This is a genomic window from Neptunomonas sp. ABH4_499, from assembly GCF_056160565.1.
On sequence record NZ_JBSWXK010000001.1, the window covers coordinates 67,280 to 93,463 of the forward strand.

The following is a 26,184-nucleotide window of genomic DNA, read 5'->3' on the forward strand; positions in this document are numbered from 1 at the left end:
CGATGTAAAAACGCTCAATCAACGATTGAGCGCTACCCTCTCCCTACTTAGCCTCGTTTAAAGGCCACTCTGTAAACAAAGGAATACTCACCTTCTTATCAGACCAATTCACTTCGTCGATCAGCTGAACCATCTCTACATCTTTCTCTTTTAAAACGTTTCCGTTTTTATCAATCAGCTGTACGAAACCTGCAGTATCTCCAGCTCCACCCGGCATTATCATTGGGATCATAGGTATACTAAAGACCGAAACATGGTAATTACCCGATGGTGACTCAAAGGTTTTGTATTGAGATGAGCAGCACATTTTTTTCAAAGGTGTTAATGAAAACACACCTAACCCAAGAACAATGATCAGACATAATAATATGATTTTTTTCACGTATCAGACCTCAGACACTGAATTCAAAAACACTAGGAACGCTCAGGTTTACGTATTTAATGTCTGAAAATACGATAAAGCATGCACTTTTGTGGATTTGAATTAATTTTCTCTTCAAAGAAAATACTTGGGGGTTGAGACCTTAGCACAGAGGTCAGATTGAATGAAATTCTGCAGTTAGCACCATCGCTTTAACTCTGCTAAGCAGTTGTTGTTTAAGGTTCATCTACTATAGTTAATGGAGTTGTCTACTTAGAAAAGGAACCTGCGATCAATGGCCAGCTCCAGTGCGTTATCACAGTTAAAAGCGGATCAGATCATCGGACCCGATCATCGCCGATTTCAACTCACCAAACCGCTTGGGGACACCGCTCTTGGTGTGCACTGGAAAGCAAAAGATACCCTTCACAATAACGCTGAGGTTTCTCTGTTTGTTGTGCACCCGGAACTGGCCGGTCAAAAGACCTTTCAGGAAGCGATTAAAAAACAGATCATCCAAGCGCGTAAACTCAACCACCCGCACATCATCAAGTTACTTGGGTCGTTTATTCATAAGCCCAATCTATTGCTGATCGCCGCTGAGCCGGTGGATGGTTTAACGCTTGAGCGGATGATCCAAAAAAAGCAGAGCACTAAACTGACCCGCTCCCAACAAAAAGGGCTGCTGTTGCAAACCGCCAGCGCCGTGGATCACTTTCATGCAAAAACGCGATTGCCGATCATCTCCTTAAGCCCAGATGTAGTGTTCATCAACAAAAAAGGCGGTGTGCGATTACTCCCGCTCTCGCTGCACGTAATGCTAAGCGTGGTCAGCGTCAATCATGCAGCGGGACACGCATACAAAGCGTACCTATCCCCAGAAGCGTTTCACCCAAACCTAATACCTGACAGCACAGACACCTTTTCTTTGGCATTGATCAGCTATGCGCTGTTTGGGGGTAAAGCGGCGTTCTCGCCGGATACACCGGACAGTGAACGAAACAACCCAAAACTCAAGTGGCCTGCGTTCATTACCGATGATGGTAAAGCGTTATTGACCAAAGCATTGAGCGATGACCCCGATGCGCGACCTGCACAAGCCACACCCTTTATAGAGCAGCTGTTTGAATCGGTGGATGATAACATCAAAGAAGAAGCGCCAACTTCCGAAGCCAGTGAATCAGAAACGGCCGACGCATCAGAGAAAAAGCCAAAGCCAGCTGCTAAAACCGCCGAGAAATCCAAACCCAAGAAAGGCCTTGGCAACATTCACTTGGGTGGCATTAAACCCGTGCTTTGGTATGCCGCAGGTTTTGGCACAGCGGCCTTGCTGTTTGGCGGTTTTATGGCCTTCCAATACAGTACGTTTAATAGCCAAGTGAATGGCTGGAAAGAGAAAGCCCAAACCCTAAAGGAGGCTCTGGATACCCAGACCTTAGCGATGCAAGCGCTTGAAGCTCAAGTGGACTCCATTAAAGCCGAACAAGCGGCCGCCAATGTGATTGAGCCCAGAGAGGCAGCGCCGATTGAGAACAACTTCGTTCAGTTCCAAGACCCACTGGCGGCGGGTGGTTATGGACCTGTGATGATCAGTATCCCTGCAGGGCGATTCACCATGGGCGATCAACACAAGCAAGGGGATGATAACGAGCGACCTATCATCGAAGTTAACATCGATGATGACTTTGCGCTTTCTCAGTTTGAGGTCACCTTCGATCAATATGATCTGTTTGCCAAGGCAACCGGACGATCACTCCCCGATGACAACGGCTTTGGACGCGGTCAACAGCCTGTGATCAATGTCACGTGGGACGATGCAAAAGCCTACACGACGTGGCTTGCCAAGCAGACAGGACAACCTTATCGCCTTCCGAGTGAAGCCGAATGGGAGTACGCCGCCCGCGCCGGCACCAGCACCGCTTACTGGTGGGGAGATGAACTTATCCCTATGCAAGCAGTCTGTGATGGATGTGGAACACAATGGGATGGCCAACAACCATCGCCTGTCGGCCAGATGCCACTGAACCCATGGGGACTTGCTGATATGAACGGCAATGTGGATGAATGGGTCGAAGATTGCTATCTGGAAACCTACGATCAATACCCAAAAAATGGGCAGGCCTCACAAAGCGCCAATTGCGAATATCGCAGCATGCGGGGCGGCTCCTGGTTTGATATCGAGCGACTCGCTCGCTCGGCTAGCCGTTATCGCCACCCACCTGATACCTCGCGTGACACTTGGGGCTTTCGTGTTGCACTGGACTTAGCACAATAACCGAGCCAAGGTTTATTGGCCGGACAAGGAAAATAAGGAAACGTCGATGCGCCAGCGATTCACCCAGTTGATCCGCCCTCAAACACCACGCGCTAAACGCCAACTTGGCGCACTTGTGCTACTACCGTTGAGCTTTTCAGCGTTGGCCGATGTCACCTTGAATAAAGACGCCCAATCGAACCTGTCACTGACCCTGTACACAGATAATTTAGGATTGGTTCAGGAGGAGCGCTCGCGTCCAAAGCTTGAAAAAGGCGAAAAAGTATTTCTGGAGGATGTCAGCCCGCAGATGCAAACCGAAACGCTGAACATCCAAAATGCCGGTTCGATTTTGTATCAATCCCTGAACAACAAAACTTTATCGCTGCACGACTTACTGAACCAATCGATCGGTCAGCCCATCATTCTGGCGAAAAGTGCCGACGATGGCAGCGAAACACAACAAACCGTGACCTTACTCAGTTACAGCGGTCAGCAGCTTTTGGTTCGCCACAATGACCGCATTGAAAGCGTGGTTCTGAGCAACCCGTGGCGCGCTATCTTTCCAAACTTACCCAGCAATTTAAGCTTAAAGCCAAGCTTAGAGTTTACGTCCAACGGGGTGGCAAAGCCGGGTTCTGCTAACATCAGTTATCTCACGGGCGGTCTTAACTGGCAGATGGATTATGTGATTACGCTTAACAAAGAGCGCAACCAGATGCAGTTAAAAGGACTGGCAAGCTTAAGTAATACAACCGGCACCTCCTTTGATAACGCCAACATCAAGTTACTGGCCGGTAACGTGAACCAACTGCGCTCTCAGGGACAGTACAAACTGATGAGCCAGGCACGTGCGCTTCAAGACGGCATCGTGGCCGAAGCGGCTCCAGCGATGGCCAGCTCACAAGGCATTGCGGATTATCAGATCTATGAGCTACCCAACCCAATCACCTTGGCAGATCAGCAATACACTCAAGTCCCCTTGATCAGCGACGATGACGCCAAGGTGGATTCTATGGTCCGATACGCATTCTCGGTCAGCGGCAATGCCGAACGCTCCGATGTGCAGATCAAACCTGAATCCCTCGTCCGCTTTTACAACAACCCCCACTTTGGTTTGGGGCAGCCTTTACCGGCGGGCAATGCACGCGTGTTTGTACCGGATAATTCGGGGCAGCTGCAATATGTCGGTGCAGCGCCGATGCCACAAGCGGTACAGGGAGATCGCGTTGATCTAAGCCTTGGCCAAGCCTTTGAGCAAACCATCGAAAAGAAACAGGTCGATTTTCAAGAGACCTACGATGGCACCATTGTGGCGTATGAATTCACGCTTCGAAATCGCTCCGAGCAGGCGCGCCAGTTTGAGCTACAAGCCAACCTGTACACGCCTTGGTCGATTGTCAGCAGCAGCGAGAAACCGGCCGAAACCACCAGCTCCGATGCCACATGGCACATTGATGTGGGCGGCAAAAGCGAGACTCAATTTACCGTGCGCTTTCGTTTAACTCCAAAACAGCGCACCCGATAAACGAATGGGCTTAACCCCATCAAAGCGCATATCGTTATAGCAAACGAATCGATGTATTCAGACGCCTGCACAGGTACACTCTGTGCTTTGTTTTGGTGTACACATCATTAGGAGGATCAATGAAGGCTTTTCAGGATAACTCACTGACCATTGGTAAAACCCCACTGGTGCGTCTTGCACGTTTAGCGCCCGACGCTGAAATCTATGCAAAAACGGAATCGCGCAACCCAGCAGGATCAGTGAAGTGCCGTATCGGTGCCAACATGGTTTGGGAAGCAGAGAAATCGGGCTTGCTGAAACCGGGCGTTACACTGGTTGAGCCAACCAGCGGTAACACGGGCGTTGCCCTAGCGTTTGTTGCTGCCTCGCGCGGTTACAAGCTGGTACTGACCATGCCTTCATCGATGAGCCTTGAGCGTCGTAAACTGATGAAAGCGTTGGGTGCTGAGATCGTATTGACCCCGCCTGAAAAAGGCATGAAAGGCGCGATCGATAAAGCTCAGTCCTTGGTCGATGAGCACCCAGGTGAATACCTGATGCTGCAACAGTTCCAAAACCCAGCTAACCCAGCCATCCATGAACAAACCACAGGCCCAGAGATCTGGGAAGACACCGATGGCGAGATCGATGTATTCGTGGCGGGTGTCGGTACCGGTGGCACCATCACAGGTGTCAGCCGCTACATCAAGCAAACCCAAGGTAAAGCGATCACCAGCGTTGCAGTTGAGCCAACAGCATCCCCTGTGATTACGCAAACGCTGAACAATGAAGATGTAAAACCAGCACCTCATAAAATCCAAGGTATTGGTGCAGGCTTTGTACCGGGTAACTTGGATCTGGATTTGATCGACCGTGTCGAGCAAGTCAGCAACGAAGAAGCGATTGAAACCGCACGCGAGCTGATGACCAAAGAAGGCATCCTGTGTGGTATCTCTTGCGGTGCTGCGCTTGCGGCAACGTTGCGCTTAGCGAAACTGCCTGAGTTTGCGGGTAAGAAATTCGTTGTGATTCTGCCAGACTCTGGCGAGCGTTACCTGTCGACCGCTCTGTTCGAAGGCGTGTTCTCTGATAACGAGACTCAGCAATAAGATGTAAGGCCGCGGCCTTGAAAAACAAAATACCCTGCCATCGCAGGGTATTTTTTTATCGGGCTTAAACCGATTGCTCAAAGAAATCCCAAGCCGGCACAAAAAACGCTGTGCCTGTCATCGCTTGGGTAAACTGCAGCATACGGTCGGTATGGCCTGCGCCATCCCCTTCGGCCATGCTGATCAGCATCTGATTGAAATGATCTGGCGTTCGACAATAGCTTGCGAACATAAGTCCGGCTTCATCCACGCCACCGTAAGGCAAGCTTTGACGGAGGATCTCCAACGAGTTGCCCTCAACATCTTTCAGCGATGTACGCTTCGTATGCGCCGATAAGGGTTTATCGGCCGACGCGTATTCAATATTGTCATCCTCTGTCCGGCCGTAGGTGTCTTCACGCTGCTTTTTGCTTTGTGTTGCCCACGCATCAAACTTGTGAATGTAACGCTGCAAGTGCAGGTAAGAGCCACCCTCAAACGCCGGGTCTTCCTGCCCGACCAAGGCAACGGTCAGTCGATCCTCCCCTTGCGGGTTTTCAGTCCCATCGACAAAGCCTGTGGTATCGCGGCTGTCCAAGTAGCGAAAGCCGTGTACTTGCTCCACCAGCTCAACGTATGGCTTCACCAGTGCAAAGAGCGCTCGCGCCATGATAAAGCACACATCGTGCTGATCGGCGCGTACATGAAACACCAGATCAACGGGCGTAGATGGCATCTTAAAACGGCTATTGATGCTTGGGAATGGCAATAGTTTTGCCGGACGCTGTTGATACAGTTTATCCCACGCGTCACTCCCAACCCCCACAACCACGTGCGCTTGATGCGACTCAAAACGGGTTTGAAGCTCGCTCACCGTTGCGTAACCGTGTGCCAACGCTTGGCGTACGGAGGCTTCAGCCCCCGCACGGATGTTCATTGTGATAAACAGCGCATCTTTTGATGCTTCGGCCGTAATGCCAGATTGAAAACGGGCCATATCCACCTCTTCAACGAGTACGGTACCACTATAGCCCAGATTCCTCTGGGCACCTTATGAGTTCTAGCAACCCTGCTGATAGCTCGGGTTAATCAAAGAACTTTTTGAACTCGTCTTTTAGGATATCCAGCTCGTTTTGAGCTTTCTGCTTGGCTTTTTTCTTGAGCTGCTCAACTTCGTCTCGCTTCTCTTCAAGCACCACTGCAGCCTCTTTGGCTTTGTCCGCAGCCGCATCAATCCGATCAAAGATCGGCTTAAGCTGCATTAGGATAGCGCGACGACGCCCTTCCTCAGCACGCGCTTTGGCATCCTCAGACTCTTCTTTCTTCTCTTTTTGCTCAGTTTGCGTTGCTTCTGGCACGTAGTTCAGCGGACGAATGCCAGCGGCAATACGCACTTTTTCCATGAAAGGCACAGAGATCGCGCGGGCTTTTTCACCGCCTTTTTGCAGGATACGCTCCACCTCACCCAGATCATTCATGTATTCGTTATAGCGCGCACGCGGGCCAGAGAGTGTTGCGTCCAAAAATTCGAACAACTCTTTTTTCGCATCGCCCCAGCCGATCCCTTCGAGATACTTCTGACGCATAGCACCCGCTTCAGCATCGGTCGCAAATAAGCTGTACAGCTGGAATAACGTGCTGTTGTCTGGGTCTTTTGGCTCACCCGGCATCTTCACATCCGTCACAATCTGATTGATCAGCTTGCGAAGCTCATCGGAGGAGCAAAATAGAGGAATCGTGTTGTCGTAGCTTTTGGACATCTTACGACCATCCAAGCCCGGTATCAGCTGAGTAGACTCTTCGACCAACGCCTCTGGCATATGGAACAGCGGCTCGTAGGTGTGGTTGAAGCGGCCTGCGATATCACGCGCCATCTCAATGTGTTGGATCTGATCTTTACCCACGGGGACAAGGTCGGCATTGAACATCAAGATATCGGCGGCCATCAGCACGGGGTAGCTGAACAAGCCCATGGTGATGCCATCGTCGAGATCCTCTTTGCCCGCATCTCGGTTTTGATCAACCGACGCTTTGTAGGCATGCGCACGGTTCATCAACCCTTTGGAGGTCATGCAGGTTAGAATCCAAGACAGCTCTGTGATTTCGGGGATGTCTGTTTGGCGGTAGAAAGTCGCTTTGTCGGTGTCCAGGCCCAACGCTAGCCAGGTTGCCGCAATCTCGCGCGATGACTGAGCCACACGTGCCGGATCATGACATTTGATCAGGGCGTGGTAGTCCGCCAAAAAGAAGAAAGGATTGTTATGCTCGCTTTTGCTCGCTTCGATCGCCGGTTTAATGGCACCTAAGTAGTTACCGATGTGTGGGGTGCCCGACGTCGTAATGCCGGTTAGAACGGTTTTTTTGGTCATATCGATCAGTCCTGATCGCGCGTTGCGCGTTTGCGTTGTATCAGAAAATTTTCACCGCTACATCATACACAAAAAGCCCTGCCCCTTCCCATGCCATTAGACCTGTTTTGATAAAGCATCCGTATGATATTGATAGAATTTTTTAACCAGAATCGGCTGGCGTTCGATAATCCCTGTATGCACAATAGATTCATTGTTTACTAATGGGGAATCACACCTGTCATGAAAATCGTTATCTCGCCGGCCAAAACGCTGGATTATGAAACAGCCCCAGTCACTCAAACGGCCTCTATGCCGCGTTTTCTGGAACAGTCACAGCAGTTGATCAATGAGCTATCCAAGCTATCGGTGCAAGACGTTGCCGAACTGATGAAGCTCAGTGACAAGCTCGCTAGCCTTAATGTGGCCCGCTACAACTCATGGCAGGCCGATTACGAGCTTGGTGATGCAAAGCAAGCCGTGCTGGCGTTTAAGGGCGATGTGTACACGGGCCTTGATGCTGAAACCCTCTCTGAAGAACAATTTGCATTTGCTTCGGAACATCTTCGTATTCTTTCGGGTCTGTATGGGGTACTTAAGCCATTGGATCTGATGCTGCCCTACCGATTGGAGATGGGGACTAAACTTGCAAACAACAAAGGGAAAGATCTGTACGCGTTTTGGGGGAACACGCTGACCGACTCGCTCAACGAGGAGTTCAGCACTGATGAAGCGCCCGTTTTGATCAACCTTGCATCAAACGAGTACTTCAAAGCGGTGAAGGCCAAATCCCTGAACGCGCGCATCATTACGCCCGTGTTTAAAGATCAAAAAAATGGCCAATACAAGATCATCAGCTTCTACGCGAAAAAAGCGCGCGGGTTGATGACGCGATACATCATTGATCAGGCCATTACGAACCCAGAGGCGATCAAGACATTTGATTACGAAGGTTATTACTTTGCCGAAAGTGAATCCGAAGGTGATACCTGGGTCTTCAAACGGGATCACGCTGAATGATCCAGCGCTGAAAGAAGGAGTTGTACTTAACCCATGCGAAAACTGATTCTGACCCTTGTAATCTTCGCTTTCGCTGCGGTTCTAGTGCAATTCGGGCGGGTGGGTTTGTACGCGTATCAGTCCTACACAAAACCCGCCGATGCCGCCTTGGTTCTCGGCGCCGCGGTATGGACCGACCGCCCCTCACCGGTGTTTAAAGAGCGCATCAAGCACGCCATTCATCTGTATAAAACAGGGCAAGTTCGCCATATTATTTTCACCGGCGGCAAAAGTCCGGAAGATAAGATCAGCGAATCCCACGCCGCCTTCGAGTTTGCTTTAGCGCAAGGCGTACCGGCTGAAGCCATGATTGAAGAGAGCCGATCCACCCTTACGTACGAAAACTTACTGTTTTCAAAACCTTTGATCCGCACACTGAACTTTAAAGATGTCTTAATCGTCAGCGACCCCTTGCACATGAAGCGTGCGATGGTGATGGCAAACGACCTTGAGATAACAGCACACCCATCACCGACACCCACGACTCGTTATCAGGGCTTGAAGACCAAAGCCAAAATGCTGATTTCAGAAACCCTATACCTCACCGGTTATGAGCTTCGCATTACGCTTGAGAGCGTAGATAAAAGCGCCGTTCGAAAGGCCATTACCGACCTATTTGAATAACGCGAACGGCCTTTTTTACCTAAAGCCCCTTACTTAGGGGAAGCGCTTTGCGCACCTTTTATCCAAATCATCAAATAAGCCGCGCCAAGCCCAATCTCTGTGAGGATCGCAAGCCAAATGCCAGCCCCAGCACGCACCCGTAAAAACTCAAACATACCCAGGAAGGCAAGCGCAAACAGCATGACCGACAGCGCCATACAGAGCGCTTGACGAAGATCACTGTGCTCCGCATCGGAGGTAAAACCTGCGATCAGCGCCAAACCTAAAAACAAAATGGCCATGCGCCGGCCCATAAAAATAGCGGACTCATTGGCCTCGACACTGAAAAGTCGAAACAGCTCTGTTGGGGTAAACATCAGCACCAGACAGAGCGCAATTGAAATGACGGCGGTTGCCACACTGACGTTTTTATAGCTGATCATGGTGTCTCCTTTGCATAGCAGCTGTATCAATAACCCACCCATAAAAAAGCCACCCGAAGGTGGCTTTCATGCACAAAGTCGATCTTAACGGTTTTCAGGCTCTAAGCCTACGATAAACCAATCAGCACCTGGCTGAGTCATATCGCGGTTCAAGTGCCAGTATTCACCAAACTCGGTTGGGTTCGCTTCGCCGTTTTCTTTGATCCAACCATAGAAGTGTACCGATACCACAACGTGGTCTTGGTAATCTTCAAACTTCACAAGGTCCGCCATCACAGAGGTGGTTTCTGTTACTTGATCATCTGGGTGCTTAGCACGCTCGGCTTTTAGCTCTTCCAGAAGCTCTGGGCTTGTGTAGGTTGCGATCTCATCAAAATCTTTCGCATCCCATGCTTTTTGTAGACGCAAGAAGTGATCCTGCGCACCGGCTAGGAACGCCTCTTTGTTAAACCAAGGTGGCGTGGTTACCACACCGTCAGCTTCTTGGCTGGATTGGAACGCAGGCTCTTGCGCGGAGCCCTCGGTTTCAGTGTTGGTTTGGAAGGTTTGAGGTGAACCCATGCCACCAGCACCTTGCGTTGCATAGCCTTGATTGGCTTGTGCAGCGGCGGCTTTTTTGCCAGAGCTGAACAATTTAAAGATCACAAACGCCAATACGGCGATGATCAAGATATCCATAATTTGGATGCCATCAAACGCACCACCAAAGAAGAGCGCCGATAAAAGGCCACCCGCTAACAGGCCACCCAGCAAGCCGCCCATCAAGCCTTTTTTGGAGCCAGCCGCTGCCGCATTCGCAGCCGTGTTGCTTTTGTCTGGTGTAGCTTGTTGGGAGTTCGTTGGGCTCTTTTTAGGCACCGTATAGGATTTACCCAGCTTAGAACCACCGCCCAATCGTGCAGCGTCCGCCGAAGGCGCGGTTACGCCCATGACGAAGAACGCCATGAAGAAGGCAATAAATGCATTACGCAAAGAGAAGCTCATTGTCACCTCAGTGTATTTTTTTGTATCTGTTTAAGCGCATTCGCAATCACGGCAACGTACAAACCGGTAAAGATCAGTACCATGCCCACCCAGTGATAGCTGCGAATGCTTTCGCCCAAAAAGAGCGCGGACAATACAATACCAAATAATGGCATTAAGTGGATAAATAGACCGGCTTTTGCCGCGCCAAGTTCCTCCACCCCTTTGTTCCAAAAGATGTACGCAAGTATAGAGGGACAGATCGCCATATACAGCACGGTCAAAGCGGAATTAACCTCAAAGGTAATCGCGGGCACTCGTTGTAGCTCCCACCAAGTAAAGGGCATGAGTGCAATAACCCCGACAATCACCGTCACCCCAAAAAAGGTAAATCCGTCTAAACCTTTGGGTTTCCAGCGAAGCGCGATTGAATACAGTGCCCAACAGAGCACCGCCCCAAGCACGAACAGGTCTCCCTCATTGATGCTTAAATGCAGCAAGGCTGCAGGCTCACCGGCCGTTACCAAGGTCAGTACGCCCAACAAAGAGCAAACCACCCCACACCACTGACGCATTGATACCGACTCTTTTAGGAAGATGGCGCTGACCAACAAAATCACGATTGGAACCGCCGACTGGAGCAAGGTGGCATTGGTGGCCGTGGTACTGGTAAGGCCGACATAGATGAGGGTGTTGAAGCTTGCGACACTGACAATCCCCAAACCGATCAGGCGCCAAACATGGCTTTTGATCAGCTCGGCGTTGCGTTTAAGGCGTGGAATTAAAAACGGCAAAATCAGCAAAAGCGCCAAGGACCAGCGCATCTCTGCCATCGTAATGGGAGGTAAGACAAGATGCATTGCCCGACCGAGCACAAAGTTTCCCGCCCAAAACAAAGCGGTCATACACAGCAGTAAGTAAGCCATGAAAGTCCTTATTCTTATTGTTGGTCTTATTCTTGTTGATCGTTTCCGATAACACTTGGCCAAAGTCTAAAGACTTTGCCAGTTTACCCCGTCAGACTAACAGGATACCTGCATTAATGAAGGAAACGCTGTTTTGCTTTGCGCCTCTATCGCTTAGGCACCGGTGTATGTCGTGCTCGTTTTTTAGAGCGCATCCGCTGCCTAAACCACTTCGACAATATCGTGCGACTGAACTCCTCGCCGGTTTGTACATAAAAGAGCATGTTGTAGTTATTTAAGGTCCACTCAATCTGCCTAAAGGCCGGTATCTGGCCGCACATCAGGATCTGATCGCCAGGTTTCAGCAATTCAAGCTCACCTGGCAGCATGTCGACCTCCCCGTTTCGGATCATCATCAACGGGAACACCTTAAGCATCTTGGTCCGATCCCTTGGGTCTTTCATAAAGACATTCATCTTCACTTCGCGACCTTCGTTCAACGCCATCATGACCGCAGGCGTATCCTCTTCACCGATCGTGAATGCCCAACTATCAACCTCATCATCGCCCACCGCACGGCTCATGCGGTTCAGTAGCTCGTGCGCCCAAACATCGTTATAAGCTTTCATGGCCGAGAAGAAGTGCGGCAGCAAAGGTGTCTTGATCTGAGCCAGAATTTGATTGGCAATGATCCGCCCAGGCTCCATAACAAAGTCGGCTTTGGAATTACTGAAAATCAGATGATTGGTATCCAAGTTTTGGCGCACCACCGTGATCAGCTTAGGGTTTAGCTCGCGCGCGGTCATTAAAATGGACAGATTATCAGCATCATTGTTGGTACCGCACACAAGCCCTACCGCCTCTTTAATGCCCGCTTCCAGCAAGGTGGGTGCTTCGGTACCGACGCCCCAAATCTGGTTTTCCGTTTGGTTGACGTTATCGGGGTTAGAGTCCACCACCGTGACCGGTACACCAAACTCCTGAAACGCTTTGTATAAACTGCGTCCAAAGCGGCCATAGCCACAAATCACCCAACGCCCTTCTATTTTACGTGTTGCACTAGCCAAAGGCCTGTGGGTTGGGTTAATCAACCAGTCGTACACCAAATGGGAATAGCGTTTGTTGACCGCCATCGAGAGGTAACGGGCAAAGTTATGGAACGGGTCGATCACCAAATCCGTACCAAACGAGAGTAAATTACCCGTGGTCACTTCCGATTCGGTTCGGCTAATCACCATGCGTTTTGGACGCAGCAATTTACTGGCGATGGCGATCGATAAGTTCGCATTATCATCGTTGGTTAATGCCAACACCCCAATGCAGTTATCGGATTGAATCCCCGCATCATCAAGGATATCGGGCAAGCTTGCATCCGCACACAGCCCAGGCACCCGAAGCGGCAGTGGGCTCATCTCAAGGTCATCCACGCACTCTTGGCGAATATCAATCACTACACAACGAATATCGCGTTTAGCAAGCTTCTCGACCACGATTTTGCCCGTAACCCCGTAGCCACAGACCAAGTAAAAAGGCTCGGTAATCCCCCTTACCTCATCGGCGAAAGACCGACGCCGTAACATGCGCCCAAACATCGGCTCCTGCAGCAAAGCCAACATGGAACCGATGCTGTACAACCACGCGATCACCGTGGCGTAGATCATGATCAGCGTCCACATCCGCTGAGCACTGGTAAATTCGTAAGGGATCTCACCAAACCCGATGGTCGATCCCATAAAGGAGACAAAATAGACCGCATGGAAGAAATCCATACGCCAAGGGTTACCTTGTGGATCTTGCCCTGGAATCAGCACAAAACCCAACACCGAGATGGCGTAGACAACGATCAGAATGATCAGCGGCATCCGAAGACGCCGCAGCACCACATAGATGATGTTATTCATGGGCGACCTTAACGACGCACCTGAACGGTTTCAACCACCAAAAGGATCACGGACACGATATTGGCTAATAAAGCCCCGCCAGACAGTGACACAATGCTGGCCATCAAGTGCGGCGTCATACCGCCGCTGATCTGCTCGGCAAAGCCCCACAAAAAGGCCGCTATGATGAGCTGAAGGTCAACCACTAAGCTTGTGGCAAGCATCAACGCCCCCAAGTGCGTCCGGTCGCCAAACTTTAAAACGGTACAGATTAGGCTCACCACGAGGGCAGCGAACAGCTCAAACTCATTGTGATGTACGGGGTTATCAATTTGGCCGATAAAAAAGCCAAAGTTGATGGTCAGGGCCAGTACGATAAAAAACGCAAAAATGACCTTTTCACGGTTCATGGTGTCTTCCTTGCAAGTATGATCAGATCCCCACAGTAGGAACCACCGTGATAGGATACTGTCTATTTGGCCTGTGAAGAAAGTCCTCGACAGGTTAATAAATTGATTTTGATATGTTTTAAGGATACCAGATGAGTGCTGCAGTACGAGTAAAGCGCGACCCAATTTATCGTTTATCCTTAGGTGTGCTCACCGTGTGTCTTTTTTGGGTCACACAATTTGCACATGCCACACCCAGCCTCGAAAAAAGCCCCACCGATGACCGTGCTTATCAGTACCTAACACTTGATAATCAGTTGGATGTCCTTGTCATCAGTGACCCAAACACCGACCAAGCGGCCGTGTCGATGGATGTCGGCGTAGGCTCGATGGCCAACCCAAAAGATCGCGAAGGGCTGGCGCATTTTCTGGAACACATGCTGTTTTTAGGCACCCAAAAGTACCCAAAAGCGGGTGATTACCAAGCCTTTATCACCTCGCATGGCGGTGCGCATAACGCGTTTACTGCATTGGATAACACCAACTATTACTTCAACATCAACGCCAAAGATTTAGAACCTGCGCTGGATCGTTTCTCGCAGTTTTTCATCGCCCCCCTCTTTCAGGAAGCCTACACCGACCGCGAGAGAAACGCTGTTAACTCTGAGTATCGATCCAAAATACGCGATGATAACCGACGTGTGTTTTCGGCCATGAAAGAGGCACTCAACCCAGACCACCCCGCCAATCGCTTCGCGGTGGGAGACTTAAAAACCCTCAGTAACAAAGACGGTGATCTTCGCCAAGCGCTGATCGATTTTTACACGACACAGTACTCCGCTAACCGGATGAAGCTGGTCATTTTAGGCCATCAACCCATCGACCAATTAACCACCTTGGCCAAAACCTATTTCAGTGCTGTACCCAACCGCGATTTACCGCGCTTTAGCACCGAAGAGCCACTGTACCCTAAAGACCTACCTAAGGTAGTCAGCGTTAAAACCATTACCGATCAATTCGGTATGACACTGACCTTCCCTATGCCCAATGTCGATCAAGAATGGAAAACCAAACCCTTAGATCTGATCAGTGGTCTGATCGGCTACGAGGGCGATGGCAGTATTTTGGCGGCGCTTAAAAAGCGTGGCTGGGCCAATGCGCTTGGGGCATCACAAGGACAAGGCTATGACCAAGAGAGCGCCCTCTCTGTTTTTATCGATCTCACCGAAGAAGGCTATCAACATAAAGACGATGTACTCGCGCTGTTTTTCCAATACATCAAGGCCTTAAAAACCACCGGTGTTCCTAAAGCGATCTTTGAAGAAGAGCGCCATCAGTATGAGCAAGCGTTTCGTTTTCAAGATCAACCCTCGCCGGTTGGCTACGTGACTCGTCTCTCGCAACAGATGCAGCATGCAACCTACCCTAAAGCGTTGATCCTGAAAGGACCGTATCTGCTTGAAGAATATCAACCCACCCTGATTGATCAGCTTATAAAGCGCATTCGCCCAGATAACCTCTTGATGGTAGTGCAATCGAATCAGATCGAAGGCGATGAGGTAACACCGCATTACAACACGCCTTATTCTATAAACCCGTTGGATCCGGCTTTGAAGAAACGTCTGGCTAACGTTACGCACAGTGATGAGCTGTTTGTTCGCGCCCCCAACCCTTTTGTGGCAGAACATTTAGCGATCAAGGACTTGCCTAAAGGTCTGGATATCAAACCGACGCAACTGAAGGGTTTCCCAAAAGGGTTAAGCGTTTGGTATGCACCGGATGCAAGCTTCAACCGCCCCAAAGCCAATGTGTGGTTTACCTTCCTGACTCCGAAAGTACCTGGGAATGTCGAGGCAAAAGTGGCGATGAACATGTACATCAGCATGGTGGAGGAGCAACTGAATAAAACACTCTACGATGCCACCATCGCGGGCCTGTCCGCCAATATATACCCGCATATGCGTGGTTTTACGGTGCGCATCTCTGGCTACGACGAGAAGCTCGATACCTTAGTGAAAGCCATTCTGCCCGTTTTGCGCCACCCAGAAGCGAATGAGCAACGCTTTAACCGCCTAAAACACGAGAAGCTATTGGCTCTAAGCAACCAAGATAAAGAAACGCCTTATCATCAATTGTTTGGTGTCTTATATGACGAGCTATTGGGTGACGCAGGCATCAAGGCTCAGTTTGATGCATTAAGCCGCTTTACTGAAGCGGATCTTGAAACCTTTATTCCGAGTATCTATCAAGGTGTTGAAGTGCGTTTGCTGGCACACGGCAATGTGGATCAAGAACAGGTCACTCAGCTTGCTAACCACCTTTTAGAAGGCAGTGAGCCGATCACCTTGGCCGAGGTGGCACCGACGACTCAGGTTAAAGCCCTTAACGAAGGTGAAACTCAGATTCGCTCCCTAACCGTGGACCACAAAGATCAAGCGGTGGTTAAGTATCTACAAGCGCCGGATGCCTCGTTAAAAAACGAAGCGGCCGCGACGCTGCTTGCTGAACTGATCTCAGCCCCATTTTATTCGGACCTTCGCACCGAACAGCAACTGGGATACATCGTCACCTCAATGGCGGTTAACTTAAAAGATCAGGGCGGTATGGCTTTAGTTGTCCAATCCCCCACCACCGATGTAGCCACCATCAACCAGAAGATGGACCTCTTTTTAGATCAATTTGAAGATCAACTTAAAACCCTGAATACCGAGGATTTAGACCGATTCAAAAACAGCGTTCTATCGCGCATCAATGAGCGAGAACGTACCTTGGGCGACCGTACTGGCCGTTTTTGGGAAAACTTGGATGAGGGGCATCTTAAGTTTGATTGGCGCGAGCAGCGCACCGACGCCATCATGAAAGTGACCGCAAAAGATTTGGTCAGCGCCTTAAACGCCATGCGTGACCGTGCGTTTGTCGTACAAACCACGGCCACCGAGGGGTAGATCCGTTTAGGGCATCAAACGCCCTGCTTAGCCCGCTCAATCGCCGCCTCAATGGCGGCTTTTGCTTGAGGGCTGTTCTTCCAGCAAGTGGTTCGCAACATGGAGGCAACCATCTCGGCAATCTCGGTCGAGGTATGCAGCTTAAGTGTTGCAAACGACTCGATACCGATCTCCTCAAACCGCTTTATAACCGTAGGCCCGACGCCTTTTAGCGCTAACAGCGCTTCTGTTTCGTCCTTTGAAAAGGGCATTTTGCCTCCTCACTCCTTAAGAAAAGCCCTACTAAAACATAGAATAATGACGTGGGATAGCTTCTAAATGATTAAGGCTGAATAAACTGTCGTTGGCGAGAGGCCTCTTGGTACTCTTGCTCACATGCCTCAGGGTTCAAAGAACAGCGGGCCAACACCATAAAGAAGAAGACCACGAAAGATGAGAAAAGCATAAATATAATCAAATAATACTGATTACTTACAATCTCCACTCCATAATAAAAACCCATCATAACTGCAAACCAATATAGAAATCCTATAAAAACACTTATGATCGACTTCGGTTATTCGCAATAAAAACATCATAACCCAAAGAAATAAAAGATAAAAACCAAAAACTAATTTTTAAAAGATTCAGAGCAATCTCCGTTAGGTAAGGTGCGATTTAAAGAGCATCACAACTCTCAACCGCCTTCCACCACTATAAAACGCGCAAAACTTCCCTGTTTTCGGTACTTTTTGCCATCTGAATGCCTGTTTCCGGCATCCAGACGGATTTATCCTATGCTCGCAACATCTGGTCCACGCGGACGATGTTCGCTAAAGCGAAGAGCATCGCCAATTTATGATGGTTCTTCCGTAAGCCTTTATAGCTTGTCTTTCGAAAACCGAACTGGCACTTAATGATCCTGAACGGATGCTCCACCTTGGCACGAATACTGGCTTTCATATAATCCATATTCAGCAATGTTTTGTTGATCCGAGGATGGCTTTTCAGTGCTTTCACTTTGCTCGGCTTCTCAGCAATATGCCACTCTGCTTTGCCGCCTTGTAGCTCGCTACGCTTCTGCGCACCACGGTAACCTGCATCAGCAAAAACAAAGCTTTCTTCCCCATGTAGCAACTCATGCGCTTGGTTTAGATCATGCTCATTCGCAGCTGTCGTGGTAAAACTATGCGTGTGGCCTGTACTTTAAGGTCAATTGCATCATAGCGATCGTCCGTATCAACTTGGCCATTTACAATCACTTTCAAATCTTCTGACTCGAACGATTTCAGCGCTGTAGTATTCCCCTTAACGCAGGCCGAATACCATTGCTCTCTTAATTTTGAAAACTCATCCATGTTTACGTCCTTGTAGGTGTTGATCCGATCCAATGCACTTCACTTGTCGCTGAAAACACTGCTTACGTAGTTCTAGTGCCGCATTCTATTGGTCACTTAGTTGCGCTTGTATCTTTTAACGAATTCCTAATTTTATTATTCAACTCATCTAACCCAACCATATCTGATTGAATTTCAAGTAAATATTTTAAGCCTCGTTTTATGCGTCTATTACTTGCTTCACTGCTCTCTGAATATCGTTTAAAGTCACTCGTTGCTTCTTTAACATTGTTCTGAAATTTAGAAAACTTGTCTTCTGAAAATATCTTATAAGAACCACACTCGGCAGAGTCCCAACCCTTTTCTTTAGAAATTTTTATCTCAATCAAGCATTCTATCGCAATTTCACGAAATTCTTCTGACTCGTTTTTCAAATCGCCTAGAAAATCAATAACTTCATCCGCTAATAGGGGCGGTGAAAACAATGTAAAAATCATAGCCAAATATAATTTACGCATACCGAACTGTAACTCCCTTTTAATTCGAAAAATAATACATCCAGCAAAGACGCGTGTCAGTGCGACCAGCCCGAAGGGCGATTGCGCCTTGTTATAAAGCCCTTGCACCATTACTAATTTTTTATATTCATTTCTTTTACACGGTCATAACAAGCACCACACAATAATGTTACGCCTGCGAATTCTTCAGACTCATCATTCCATTCACCACCAGTGCTATTTACTTTTTCTTCACAAGCACTACACCATGAATCTGGTCGTTCATTACCTGGTTCTGGTTCAGCAGACCAAAAGCCTCTAAGCTTTCCATCTCGAAGACTCTGTACGACATGCTGGCAAACATACGTTGCTTGATGCTTTCCATGTGTACAACATTCAACGATTTGTTTTTCTTGACTCATATCTCTAAAGCCTTATAACGCCTACAGTTGTGGCTTGGGTGAACTGGCGGCTCTTTTGAAGCGCAACGCGAAAAAGATGATAGTTTACCTAAGTCCTACAAGCTGCACTTGTATGCAGAGAATTCATAGCAGTGAATCAAGGCGCGATATGTGCGGCAGTACCGATGGATGAGCCCTGACCCAATGAACACCCAGAAACTCGGTGACGGTTCTGCCAGCTAGAATTTCAAGTGTGTCCTCTGCTGTTTTGGCTGCTAGTAGAGCATGGCAATTGTGCATTACCTCTTCACTTACCACGGTCCCTGGCTCTCCAATTTCGTTCCCCCACTCCTTTTGAATTGCCGACACTAACTTGCCGACAGCCCTTCTTACTTCAGACTTTGCTACCGGCATTGGGCTTGCTGGTCCATGCAAATGCTTTCCGAAGCATAACGCCGCGTGCACAGGCAAAGCACGCAGTGCTGAGTCCAGCCCGCTTGCGGGCGAGTGTGCCACGCCTTGTTATGCATTGCCTTCACCAAAAATGCCAGGCCACTCACCTTCCCAGCAGCAATCCTTTGGCAATTTTCCTTCTCCATTTCTCAGGTCAGGATTAGCCCCTTTTGATAAAAGGTAACGTGCTGCCTCGAACTCACATGCTTCAATAGCTTCGTGAAGAGGAGTATTACCATATTCTCCACGTGAGTGAATATCAGCCCCAAGCGATACAAGCAATTCCAATGCTTGAATATCCCCATTATGGGCCGCTGCAAAAATCACAGGCTCGTCCAATAGAGTTTCATACTCGACGGACGGAGTATCTCCTGACTCAAAATTTGTGTATGCCTCAAGGACATCTTCTAATCTAGAGTAATTTCTCATGCCAACTTGTATGCATAACGAGACTGTCGGATTAGACTTTTAACACGATAACACTCCATCCCACAGTCCTCCTTCATATTCTTTAACGCCTAAAAACCGTTTTTTCAGGCTCACTTCAATTCAATGCAACTCCGTATTTAAGCAACAATACGAGCACCTTAAAGCGAGCGGGAAGCTTCCGAAAGTTGCGCTTATCGCGTGCATGCGAAAGATGATCGTCATCCTAAATACCATGATTAAGAACGAGGAGCTGTGGCGTGAGAAAACAGGTTAAAACTATTGACTAAGCACCACAGTAACTTGTTAGCTTTATGATTCATTTTTACTTTGCCAGAATTCTTGGAGGACTTGAGCAGCTTCACCTTTACGGCAAATCAACCCATTGCTTTGGTGGGTTTTACCAGCTAAACCTTCCATAAATTTAGCAAATGCTATTTTAAATTCTGGAGGTGCAGACTGATAACTGTACTCGGTAAAGCTGCCACCAGTAACTTCGCTGAATCCAATCAATCCCGTATCCATGTCGAATACCACATGAACATCTTGTCCATCGACATCGATTTCAACGCTAGTCTGAAAAATCATAATGGTCTCGACATTCCTAAGTGAAGCTAACGAGACTGTCGGATTAGACATTTAACACCATAAGACTCCATCCCACAGTCCTCCTTCATATTCTTCTAAGGCTGAATAAACTGCCGTTGTCGTGAGGCCTCTTGGTACTCTTGCTCACATGCCTCAGGATTCATAGAGCAGCGCTTGATCTCTTCATCGTCATAGATGCGCTGAAAGACAGCATCCTCACCTACTAAGTCGGACTTGGACGCCACACGCCCTGCACGAAAGTCCCGTGGAATCGGTCGATTGCCGGGTGCAACCACCGTGGGAGGTGGTAAATCTTTGGGGTAGTTTTCATAACCCACTTCCAACATAGGTTCGTTATCGAACCACGTGCTGGAGTTCATGCGCCGATAGATACTGTGCGCATCATAGCGGCCATTGGTGTAGCCATAAGGCTCAACAACGTCGTAGTTGATCGTATCTTCAGCGTGAGCGCTTGAAATAACGCCCACACCAGAAAGAGCAAGACTGAACACGGCGCATCCAGAAGCCGATACAACGCACCGTCCAAGGCGCTGGATTTTGCCAAACTGCATGAAAGAACTCTCTGCTGATCCTGTGTTTGGGATCAGTATAGTTCATCATCCAACGGTATGATGGATTCAGCGTAAATGGCCAACTCTTCCAGTAACTCGCGCTTGCGTTGATCCGCATCAGGGGATTGGTACAAGGCATTTAACCGATCATAAAACGCTTTCATGGTCAGTAAGTTGCGCTTATCCGACTTCATTAAGCGTTCGGTGCGGTATTGCTCCCACTGGGTTTGTTCATCATCGGATAGGGTTTCAGGCCAGTTACGCGCCCGGTATCGGAGCAGCATCTCTTCAAGACGCGGGTCTTGAAAAGCAAAGCTTTTCTCGGCTAACTCCCACGGGTCACTGGAGCGAATCTCGGCCATTGCTTGCTTATCAGCATCATTGAAAAAACCACCGCTGTAGAGCATGTGATCGGGGTCGGCATCAGGCTCAAATCCGTCGTGGGATAGCAGCTCGGCCATCTTCGCCTTCAGCCCACTAAAGCCACGCAACAAAGATAAGTGCTCTCGGCATTGATCACCCAAAATCTGATATTTGGCCGCTTCTTCCTTATTCAGCATCCCTGCAGGGGCAAGGATTGGCGACTTATTCGCGTGGACCTCTTTCAACGCAATTTTAGGATCCGTGTCTTTACGCTGATCCGCTGGCAAGTACAGGTAATGACGAATCTCCTCGACACTTAAGTCCATCAGCGGTGTTGGGTCATAGCGAAGATCCCACGTGAGGATACTGTTTCGATTGGTGGGGTGGCTGGCAATCGGCGCAACCACCGCAAGGTTACCGAGCTCCACAGGATAGCGTGAGGACACATGCAAAAATGGCTTCATGCTTGTGACATCGATCATATTCTGGATCGAGGATTTAGAGCGGTTATTCAGCACATACTCATAGAGTTTCGGCTGTCGCTCTTTCACAAGCTTGGCCATCTCGATGGTGGCATACACATCCGAAAGCGCATCGTGGGCATGACCGTGGTCGATGCCATTAGCTTTGGTCAGATCCTCTAGGCGTAGGCTTGGCGTGCCGTCCTCGTACGTTGGCCAAGTGATCCCTTCTGGGCGTAAAGCGCGCGTTAAGCGCAGCATGTCGATGATGTCCCAACGCGAGCAACCGTTTTGATATTCACGCGCATAAGGGTCATAAAAGTTACGGTACAAGGTGTAGCGAGTCACCTCGTCGTCAAAGCGAATGCTGTTATAGCCAACACCACAGGTGCCTGGGCGTGCTAACTCCTCGTGGATGCGGGCGATAAACTCAGCTTCACACACACCCTCTCGCAATGCGGTTTGCGGTGTAATCCCGGTGATCAGACACGCTTCGGGGTGCGGCAACACATCATCGGCCGGCTTGCAGTACAGCATAACGGGCTCTTCTATGATGTTCAGATCGCTGTCGGTTCGGATGCCAGCAAACTGCACCGGGCGATCCCGTTTAGGATCAGCGCCAAAGGTTTCGTAATCGTGCCAGAAAAAAGTGGGTTCAAAAGACATGCCCAAACTCGCTTATCATTTCCATTTGGGCGCTCATCATACGGAGTTGAACCGCATCATAAAAGCGCTACCCTTTGGATGCTGCACCAAAGCCGTTACACTGAGCAAAAAAGCGAGAGTGACCATGAGTACTTTATTGCCAGAAAACACCCTATGCCCTTGCGGCTCCGACGACTCTTTTACCCAATGCTGCGAGCCCATTTTGGACGGTGTGCGCAAAGCCAGCAGCGCCGAAGCGTTAATGCGAAGTCGATATACCGCGTTTGCCGTCGGTAATGTGGATTACTTGATCAAAACCACCGCCAAGGAAAAGCGCGCCAAAGATGATCGCAAAGTGCTTAACCAACAAGTCAAAAGTACCACATGGCTTGGTCTAACCATTGAAGCAACCAGCGCGGGCTCACCGCTGGATCAAACCGGTACAGTCACCTTTCGCGCCAGCTTTCAGTCAGGGCCAGAAAAAGGTGTTTTGCACGAATGCTCGCGTTTTCGCAAAGACCCCGAAGGTTGGGTCTATGTCGATGGCGAAGTTCAGTTTATGTCGGCCTAAAGAATGCGCTTTCATCGCTGTCAAGCCTTATAATGATCCGCCTTCGTCGCTAAAATAATGCACCTTTACCGGTCAGCTGTTAAAGCCTTTACCTGTTTAAAGCGCTTAGCGTAACTGAACCACCACCGAAACCGGTGCGTACACCATAGACCTCCGCAGGCTTTTTTGCGGCATCACCCTTGGCGAAACAGCCATGGGCTTTATAGGGCTTTTTTAGCGATGTTTTTGACCTTATTTAAACCTAAATGGCAACACTCCAACCCTGATGTGCGCGTTCAAGCCATCGAGAAGTTGCGACCAGAACAAGCCGACCATCAGGACATTCTGTTCAAACTGATGACGGAAGACCCTTCCGACAGCGTTCGCTTGGCGGCCTCCAAGCGAGCGGATGACCTCAATGCTTTAGTTCGACTGCTGGGGCAGATCAATCGCCAAGGCGATAAGCACACCCAAACACTGGAGCAACGCATCGTCGAGCTGTTGGATAAAAACCCAGATCAGCAGCGCACGTTAGCCTTAATGCTGGAAACACTGGGCACCCAAGTTAGCCTAAAACTCTTTGCTCAGACTCAGCATACCCAACTGATCGAGTCCCAACTGGACACACTCGATGAAGCTATGCTGGTTGAGCTCTCGCTAAGCGCTTTGCCGTTAGCGATCCGTAAAGAAGCCGCCAGTAAGCTGCATTCAACAACCTACATCGAGCAACTGGTCAAAGAAAGCCGCAGCCGCGACAAAGCGATCTTTAAGCTGGTAAAAGATAAGCAGCACGCCCACAAAGAGGCGATTAAGCAGCAAGCCGAGCTCCAACAACGTGCACAAGACTTGATCGAACAGATGGAGCAATTGGCGCACGGCGAGTGGTTCCCGTTGTATGACGCACGTTTCGAAGTGATCAATAAAGCCTGGTCAACACTGGACCACACCCAGCTCAACGACGATCAAACACAGGCCTATCAACGTGCTTACAACACAACGAACGAGCGCATCACAACAAAAGCGGCTGAAGAAGCCCAAGCGGCAAACGAAAAAGCTGAGCATGCGCGCTTGGTAAACGAAGCAACTGAGATCCTACGCGATATCAACGCACAACGCCCATCGTTGGATGAAGAGTGGCAGGCGCTATTCAGTGAAACAACGCTTAACACAGCGCGCTTATCCAATGCGCAGCAGGTGTTGAACATCTTAACTCAGCAGCTCGAGCAATGGCCGAATACCCTTGAGAATGCAGGCCTCACTCAACAGAAAAACCAGCTCTTTAAGGCGCTTGAGCAGAGCAAAACCGCCTGGTCGAATGCCTCCGCCCTCCATGCAGAGCTTGTTACCGCACTGGATGCGTTTAAAGCAGATGATGCTGTCATCAGCAAAGATCAGATCAAAGCCGCTCAAGCACTCATCACTCAGCTCTCGTCAAGTGGTAGTTCTAACGACTCTACCCTGTCCGTGCTGGCGCAGCAGCTCAGCACTAAAGTTGAGGACTACCAAGCGCAACAGAGTGAGCAGCGAAAAGCAGCGCACGATTTAGAAAAGCGCAACCACCAGCACATGACCCATGCGCTGGATGAGCTAGAGAAAGCCATCGAGCAAGGCGAAGCGCGTAAAGCCGATAAGTGGATGCGCAAAGTGGAGCGCAGCGAGACCGACCTCAATAGGCTACCGAGTGCTTTGCAAAATCGCGCAAAAGCCCTCAGCGCCAAGCTTCAAGAACTCAAAGACTGGCAAGGTTTTGCAGTACAGCCTAAAAAAGAGCAACTTTGCGAAGAGATGGAGCTACTGATTCATTCTGAGCTCCCGCCGCAAGAGCGCTCCAACGCGATTAAAGCCCTTCAAGCACAGTGGAAAGAAATGGATTTGACTGACCCTGTGCACTCCAGCAAGCTTTGGAATCGCTTTAAGAGCGCATCCGATCAAGCGTACGCGCCGTGCGAGCAATTCTTTGAGCAGCAACGCCAAGCGCGCCGATACAATTTGGAGCAGCGCCAGTTGATCGTTAAAGAGCTGACCGCATATCTGGACCAGATCGATTGGGACACCACCTATTGGCGCGATGCTGAAACCGTACTGAACACCGCGAAAAAAGAGTGGAAGCAATACGTCCCCGTGGATCGTGGTCCTGGTCAAAAAGTGCAAACAGCCTTTAATGATTTGATCGTTTCGACAGAAAGCCATTTTAAAGCGATCAAAGAAGAGTCGCTTCACAAAAAGCAGGCACTGATCGATCAAGCCCGTGCACTGGCCGAATCCAAAGATCCAATCGCCGCCGCTAACAGTGCGAAAGAGCTGCAATCGCATTGGAAAGAGGCAGGCCCGACCTTCCATAGCCAAGAGCGTAAATTGTGGATGGCCTTTCGTGCGGCGTGCGACACCATCTTTGAGCGCCTGTCACAGCACCAGCAAAAAGACCGTCAACGCTCGCGCTTGAATCTTTCGAGCATCAGCGATCGTCTTTACCACGCACTCAATCACCCAACCCCAATGGATGAGATCACTTCCGTCCTTGCCGAGGGGGAAGGCATGATTAAATCAAACGGGGATAACATCAAAGATCGAGAGCGCAATCACTTTACAAAGCTGCAAAGCCAAGCGAATCAACTGATCACTACGCTGAACTCAGCCGTAACCGCGGATCACGCGAATGCCGCCGCCATCGAGCCAATCCGAAGCGCGGAGGACCTCTGGCTGGAACAGGACCATGTCGACACCTCCGAGCTTGAAACCCTGACGGCAGGTTTGGCCTCGGACCAACTGCCTATCATCCAAGAGCGCTTAAGCGCTTGGCTAAGTGAAGATGGCACCGCGATTCAACCGGGCGATCAAGTGAAGCGCGCACATCGCGCGCTGCGTGAGATTGCGATTGAGCTTGAGATCATGCTGGGGCTGAGCTCCCCAGAGGACGATCAAGCACTTCGCATGGAGATGCAGATGTTACGTCTTCAACAAGTGCTGGAGCAAGCCACACCGAAGCACACCAACGCCTCGTTGATGGATCAATACCAATTGCGCTTAGCGGTGCCATTGGGGCACCTTCATGCCGATGCGTTAAGCCGTATTGATGCGCTGATCGCCCCTTACCTACCCAACCAAGGGTAATGAGAGGATTTCAGGTACAAAAAAGCCGCTTCGATGAGCGGCTTTTTTTGGGCAGT

The 26,184-nt window shown here is 49.5% G+C and carries 24 protein-coding genes and 1 pseudogene; 8 read left to right on the plus strand and 17 right to left on the minus strand.

What is annotated here, in order from left to right:
• Positions 1–43: 43 nt before the first annotated feature.
• Positions 44–382 carry a hypothetical protein gene (locus tag ACXAF9_RS00295; RefSeq protein ID WP_475069228.1) on the minus strand — a complete coding sequence of 113 codons (339 nt, stop codon included), beginning with the start codon at positions 380–382 and terminating at the stop codon, positions 44–46.
• 274 nt (positions 383–656) lie between these two features.
• Here ACXAF9_RS00295 and ACXAF9_RS00300 point away from each other — a divergent pair, with 274 nt between their 5' ends.
• From ACXAF9_RS00300 to cysK, 3 genes are all read left to right on the plus strand, one after another.
• Entirely contained in the window at positions 657–2,636 is a 1,980-nt protein-coding gene (locus ACXAF9_RS00300; RefSeq protein ID WP_475069229.1) for an SUMF1/EgtB/PvdO family nonheme iron enzyme, read from the plus strand.
• A 46-nt stretch (positions 2,637–2,682) separates the two neighbouring features.
• On the plus strand, positions 2,683–4,143 hold the full coding sequence (locus tag ACXAF9_RS00305) for a DUF4139 domain-containing protein (RefSeq protein ID WP_475069230.1): 1,461 nt from the start codon (positions 2,683–2,685) through the stop codon (positions 4,141–4,143).
• Between the two features lie 119 nt (positions 4,144–4,262).
• Entirely contained in the window at positions 4,263–5,231 is a 969-nt protein-coding gene (gene cysK, locus ACXAF9_RS00310; protein WP_475069231.1) for a cysteine synthase A, read from the plus strand.
• 64 nt (positions 5,232–5,295) lie between these two features.
• Here the strand turns inward: cysK and ACXAF9_RS00315 are convergent, their stop codons facing one another.
• On the minus strand, positions 5,296–6,207 hold the full coding sequence (locus tag ACXAF9_RS00315; RefSeq protein ID WP_475069232.1) for a Dyp-type peroxidase: 912 nt from the start codon (positions 6,205–6,207) through the stop codon (positions 5,296–5,298).
• Positions 6,208–6,295: 88 nt separating this feature from the next.
• A complete protein-coding gene (locus tag ACXAF9_RS00320) occupies positions 6,296–7,579 on the minus strand; it encodes a tryptophan--tRNA ligase (protein ID WP_475069233.1) in 1,284 nt (427 codons plus the stop codon).
• A gap of 222 nt (positions 7,580–7,801) precedes the next feature.
• On the opposite strand from ACXAF9_RS00320, the gene yaaA reads away from it, so the two are divergent.
• Positions 7,802–8,578: a peroxide stress protein YaaA gene (yaaA, locus tag ACXAF9_RS00325; RefSeq protein WP_475069234.1), complete on the plus strand. Its 777-nt coding sequence runs from the start codon at positions 7,802–7,804 to the stop codon at positions 8,576–8,578.
• Between the two features lie 33 nt (positions 8,579–8,611).
• Positions 8,612–9,241, plus strand: a complete 630-nt coding sequence (locus ACXAF9_RS00330) for a YdcF family protein (protein WP_475069235.1) — start codon at positions 8,612–8,614, stop codon at positions 9,239–9,241.
• Between the two features lie 29 nt (positions 9,242–9,270).
• On the opposite strand, the gene ACXAF9_RS00335 is transcribed toward ACXAF9_RS00330, so the two are convergent.
• The 5 genes from ACXAF9_RS00335 to ACXAF9_RS00355 all read right to left on the minus strand — a co-directional run bounded on the left by ACXAF9_RS00335 (position 9,271) and on the right by ACXAF9_RS00355 (position 13,821).
• On the minus strand, positions 9,271–9,663 hold the full coding sequence (locus ACXAF9_RS00335; protein ID WP_475069236.1) for a hypothetical protein: 393 nt from the start codon (positions 9,661–9,663) through the stop codon (positions 9,271–9,273).
• A gap of 84 nt (positions 9,664–9,747) precedes the next feature.
• Positions 9,748–10,647 (minus strand): Tim44 domain-containing protein, encoded by a 900-nt coding sequence (locus tag ACXAF9_RS00340; RefSeq protein WP_475069237.1) that lies wholly within the window; start codon positions 10,645–10,647, stop codon positions 9,748–9,750.
• Between the two features lie 2 nt (positions 10,648–10,649).
• Complete coding sequence (locus tag ACXAF9_RS00345; RefSeq protein WP_475069238.1) at positions 10,650–11,552, minus strand: DMT family transporter; 903 nt, start codon at positions 11,550–11,552, stop codon at positions 10,650–10,652.
• A 146-nt stretch (positions 11,553–11,698) separates the two neighbouring features.
• On the minus strand, positions 11,699–13,432 hold the full coding sequence (locus ACXAF9_RS00350) for a potassium channel family protein (RefSeq protein ID WP_475069239.1): 1,734 nt from the start codon (positions 13,430–13,432) through the stop codon (positions 11,699–11,701).
• 8 nt (positions 13,433–13,440) lie between these two features.
• Positions 13,441–13,821: a DUF6394 family protein gene (locus ACXAF9_RS00355; RefSeq protein WP_475069240.1), complete on the minus strand. Its 381-nt coding sequence runs from the start codon at positions 13,819–13,821 to the stop codon at positions 13,441–13,443.
• Positions 13,822–13,952: 131 nt separating this feature from the next.
• On the opposite strand from ACXAF9_RS00355, the gene ACXAF9_RS00360 reads away from it, so the two are divergent.
• The gene (locus tag ACXAF9_RS00360) at positions 13,953–16,745 is read left to right on the plus strand and encodes an insulinase family protein (protein WP_475069241.1); all 2,793 of its coding nucleotides are present in this window, start codon (positions 13,953–13,955) and stop codon (positions 16,743–16,745) included.
• Between the two features lie 14 nt (positions 16,746–16,759).
• On the opposite strand, the gene ACXAF9_RS00365 is transcribed toward ACXAF9_RS00360, so the two are convergent.
• The 9 genes and pseudogenes from ACXAF9_RS00365 to sbcB all read right to left on the minus strand — a co-directional run bounded on the left by ACXAF9_RS00365 (position 16,760) and on the right by sbcB (position 22,488).
• Entirely contained in the window at positions 16,760–16,996 is a 237-nt protein-coding gene (locus ACXAF9_RS00365) for a helix-hairpin-helix domain-containing protein (RefSeq protein ID WP_475069242.1), read from the minus strand.
• Between the two features lie 523 nt (positions 16,997–17,519).
• Positions 17,520–17,927: pseudogene (locus tag ACXAF9_RS00370) on the minus strand (transposase); the annotation flags it as partial.
• A complete protein-coding gene (locus ACXAF9_RS00375; RefSeq protein WP_475069243.1) occupies positions 17,876–18,082 on the minus strand; it encodes a hypothetical protein in 207 nt (68 codons plus the stop codon). The pseudogene ACXAF9_RS00370 and the gene ACXAF9_RS00375, both read right to left, overlap by 52 nt.
• A 92-nt stretch (positions 18,083–18,174) precedes the next feature.
• The gene (locus ACXAF9_RS00380; RefSeq protein WP_475069244.1) at positions 18,175–18,579 is read right to left on the minus strand and encodes a hypothetical protein; all 405 of its coding nucleotides are present in this window, start codon (positions 18,577–18,579) and stop codon (positions 18,175–18,177) included.
• Positions 18,580–18,692: 113 nt separating this feature from the next.
• Entirely contained in the window at positions 18,693–18,980 is a 288-nt protein-coding gene (locus tag ACXAF9_RS00385; RefSeq protein WP_475069245.1) for a hypothetical protein, read from the minus strand.
• 501 nt (positions 18,981–19,481) lie between these two features.
• A complete protein-coding gene (locus tag ACXAF9_RS00390) occupies positions 19,482–19,841 on the minus strand; it encodes an ankyrin repeat domain-containing protein (RefSeq protein WP_475069246.1) in 360 nt (119 codons plus the stop codon).
• Positions 19,842–20,150: 309 nt separating this feature from the next.
• The gene (locus ACXAF9_RS00395) at positions 20,151–20,477 is read right to left on the minus strand and encodes a hypothetical protein (protein WP_475069247.1); all 327 of its coding nucleotides are present in this window, start codon (positions 20,475–20,477) and stop codon (positions 20,151–20,153) included.
• Between the two features lie 44 nt (positions 20,478–20,521).
• Positions 20,522–20,998, minus strand: coding sequence for a hypothetical protein (locus ACXAF9_RS00400; RefSeq protein WP_475069248.1), 477 nt, complete (start codon positions 20,996–20,998; stop codon positions 20,522–20,524).
• A 32-nt stretch (positions 20,999–21,030) separates the two neighbouring features.
• Positions 21,031–22,488, minus strand: a complete 1,458-nt coding sequence (gene sbcB, locus ACXAF9_RS00405) for an exodeoxyribonuclease I (RefSeq protein WP_475069249.1) — start codon at positions 22,486–22,488, stop codon at positions 21,031–21,033.
• Here sbcB and ACXAF9_RS00410 point away from each other — a divergent pair.
• On the plus strand, positions 22,487–23,038 hold the full coding sequence (locus tag ACXAF9_RS00410; RefSeq protein ID WP_475069250.1) for a YchJ family protein: 552 nt from the start codon (positions 22,487–22,489) through the stop codon (positions 23,036–23,038). The two genes, sbcB and ACXAF9_RS00410, sit on opposite strands and share 2 nt — an antisense overlap.
• 219 nt (positions 23,039–23,257) lie before the next feature.
• Positions 23,258–26,128 (plus strand): DUF349 domain-containing protein, encoded by a 2,871-nt coding sequence (locus tag ACXAF9_RS00415; protein ID WP_475069251.1) that lies wholly within the window; start codon positions 23,258–23,260, stop codon positions 26,126–26,128.
• Positions 26,129–26,184 lie beyond the last annotated feature (56 nt).

What these genes read in the sequence shown, in the direction of transcription:
- ACXAF9_RS00300 (WP_475069229.1), top strand. Translation starts at nt 657, where the DNA reads ATGGCCAGCTCCAGTGCGTTATCACAGTTAAAAGCGGATCAGATCATC.
- ACXAF9_RS00305 (WP_475069230.1), top strand. Translation starts at nt 2,683, where the DNA reads ATGCGCCAGCGATTCACCCAGTTGATCCGCCCTCAAACACCACGCGCT.
- cysK (WP_475069231.1), top strand. Translation starts at nt 4,263, where the DNA reads ATGAAGGCTTTTCAGGATAACTCACTGACCATTGGTAAAACCCCACTG.
- ACXAF9_RS00315 (WP_475069232.1), bottom strand. Translation starts at nt 6,207, where the DNA reads ATGGCCCGTTTTCAATCTGGCATTACGGCCGAAGCATCAAAAGATGCG.
- ACXAF9_RS00320 (WP_475069233.1), bottom strand. Translation starts at nt 7,579, where the DNA reads ATGACCAAAAAAACCGTTCTAACCGGCATTACGACGTCGGGCACCCCA.
- yaaA (WP_475069234.1), top strand. Translation starts at nt 7,802, where the DNA reads ATGAAAATCGTTATCTCGCCGGCCAAAACGCTGGATTATGAAACAGCC.
- ACXAF9_RS00330 (WP_475069235.1), top strand. Translation starts at nt 8,612, where the DNA reads ATGCGAAAACTGATTCTGACCCTTGTAATCTTCGCTTTCGCTGCGGTT.
- ACXAF9_RS00335 (WP_475069236.1), bottom strand. Translation starts at nt 9,663, where the DNA reads ATGATCAGCTATAAAAACGTCAGTGTGGCAACCGCCGTCATTTCAATT.
- ACXAF9_RS00340 (WP_475069237.1), bottom strand. Translation starts at nt 10,647, where the DNA reads ATGAGCTTCTCTTTGCGTAATGCATTTATTGCCTTCTTCATGGCGTTC.
- ACXAF9_RS00345 (WP_475069238.1), bottom strand. Translation starts at nt 11,552, where the DNA reads ATGGCTTACTTACTGCTGTGTATGACCGCTTTGTTTTGGGCGGGAAAC.
- ACXAF9_RS00350 (WP_475069239.1), bottom strand. Translation starts at nt 13,432, where the DNA reads ATGAATAACATCATCTATGTGGTGCTGCGGCGTCTTCGGATGCCGCTG.
- ACXAF9_RS00355 (WP_475069240.1), bottom strand. Translation starts at nt 13,821, where the DNA reads ATGAACCGTGAAAAGGTCATTTTTGCGTTTTTTATCGTACTGGCCCTG.
- ACXAF9_RS00360 (WP_475069241.1), top strand. Translation starts at nt 13,953, where the DNA reads ATGAGTGCTGCAGTACGAGTAAAGCGCGACCCAATTTATCGTTTATCC.
- ACXAF9_RS00365 (WP_475069242.1), bottom strand. Translation starts at nt 16,996, where the DNA reads ATGCCCTTTTCAAAGGACGAAACAGAAGCGCTGTTAGCGCTAAAAGGC.
- ACXAF9_RS00375 (WP_475069243.1), bottom strand. Translation starts at nt 18,082, where the DNA reads ATGGATGAGTTTTCAAAATTAAGAGAGCAATGGTATTCGGCCTGCGTT.
- ACXAF9_RS00380 (WP_475069244.1), bottom strand. Translation starts at nt 18,579, where the DNA reads ATGCGTAAATTATATTTGGCTATGATTTTTACATTGTTTTCACCGCCC.
- ACXAF9_RS00385 (WP_475069245.1), bottom strand. Translation starts at nt 18,980, where the DNA reads ATGAGTCAAGAAAAACAAATCGTTGAATGTTGTACACATGGAAAGCAT.
- ACXAF9_RS00390 (WP_475069246.1), bottom strand. Translation starts at nt 19,841, where the DNA reads ATGAGAAATTACTCTAGATTAGAAGATGTCCTTGAGGCATACACAAAT.
- ACXAF9_RS00395 (WP_475069247.1), bottom strand. Translation starts at nt 20,477, where the DNA reads ATGTCTAATCCGACAGTCTCGTTAGCTTCACTTAGGAATGTCGAGACC.
- ACXAF9_RS00400 (WP_475069248.1), bottom strand. Translation starts at nt 20,998, where the DNA reads ATGCAGTTTGGCAAAATCCAGCGCCTTGGACGGTGCGTTGTATCGGCT.
- ACXAF9_RS00410 (WP_475069250.1), top strand. Translation starts at nt 22,487, where the DNA reads ATGCCCAAACTCGCTTATCATTTCCATTTGGGCGCTCATCATACGGAG.
- sbcB (WP_475069249.1), bottom strand. Translation starts at nt 22,488, where the DNA reads ATGTCTTTTGAACCCACTTTTTTCTGGCACGATTACGAAACCTTTGGC.
- ACXAF9_RS00415 (WP_475069251.1), top strand. Translation starts at nt 23,258, where the DNA reads ATGTTTTTGACCTTATTTAAACCTAAATGGCAACACTCCAACCCTGAT.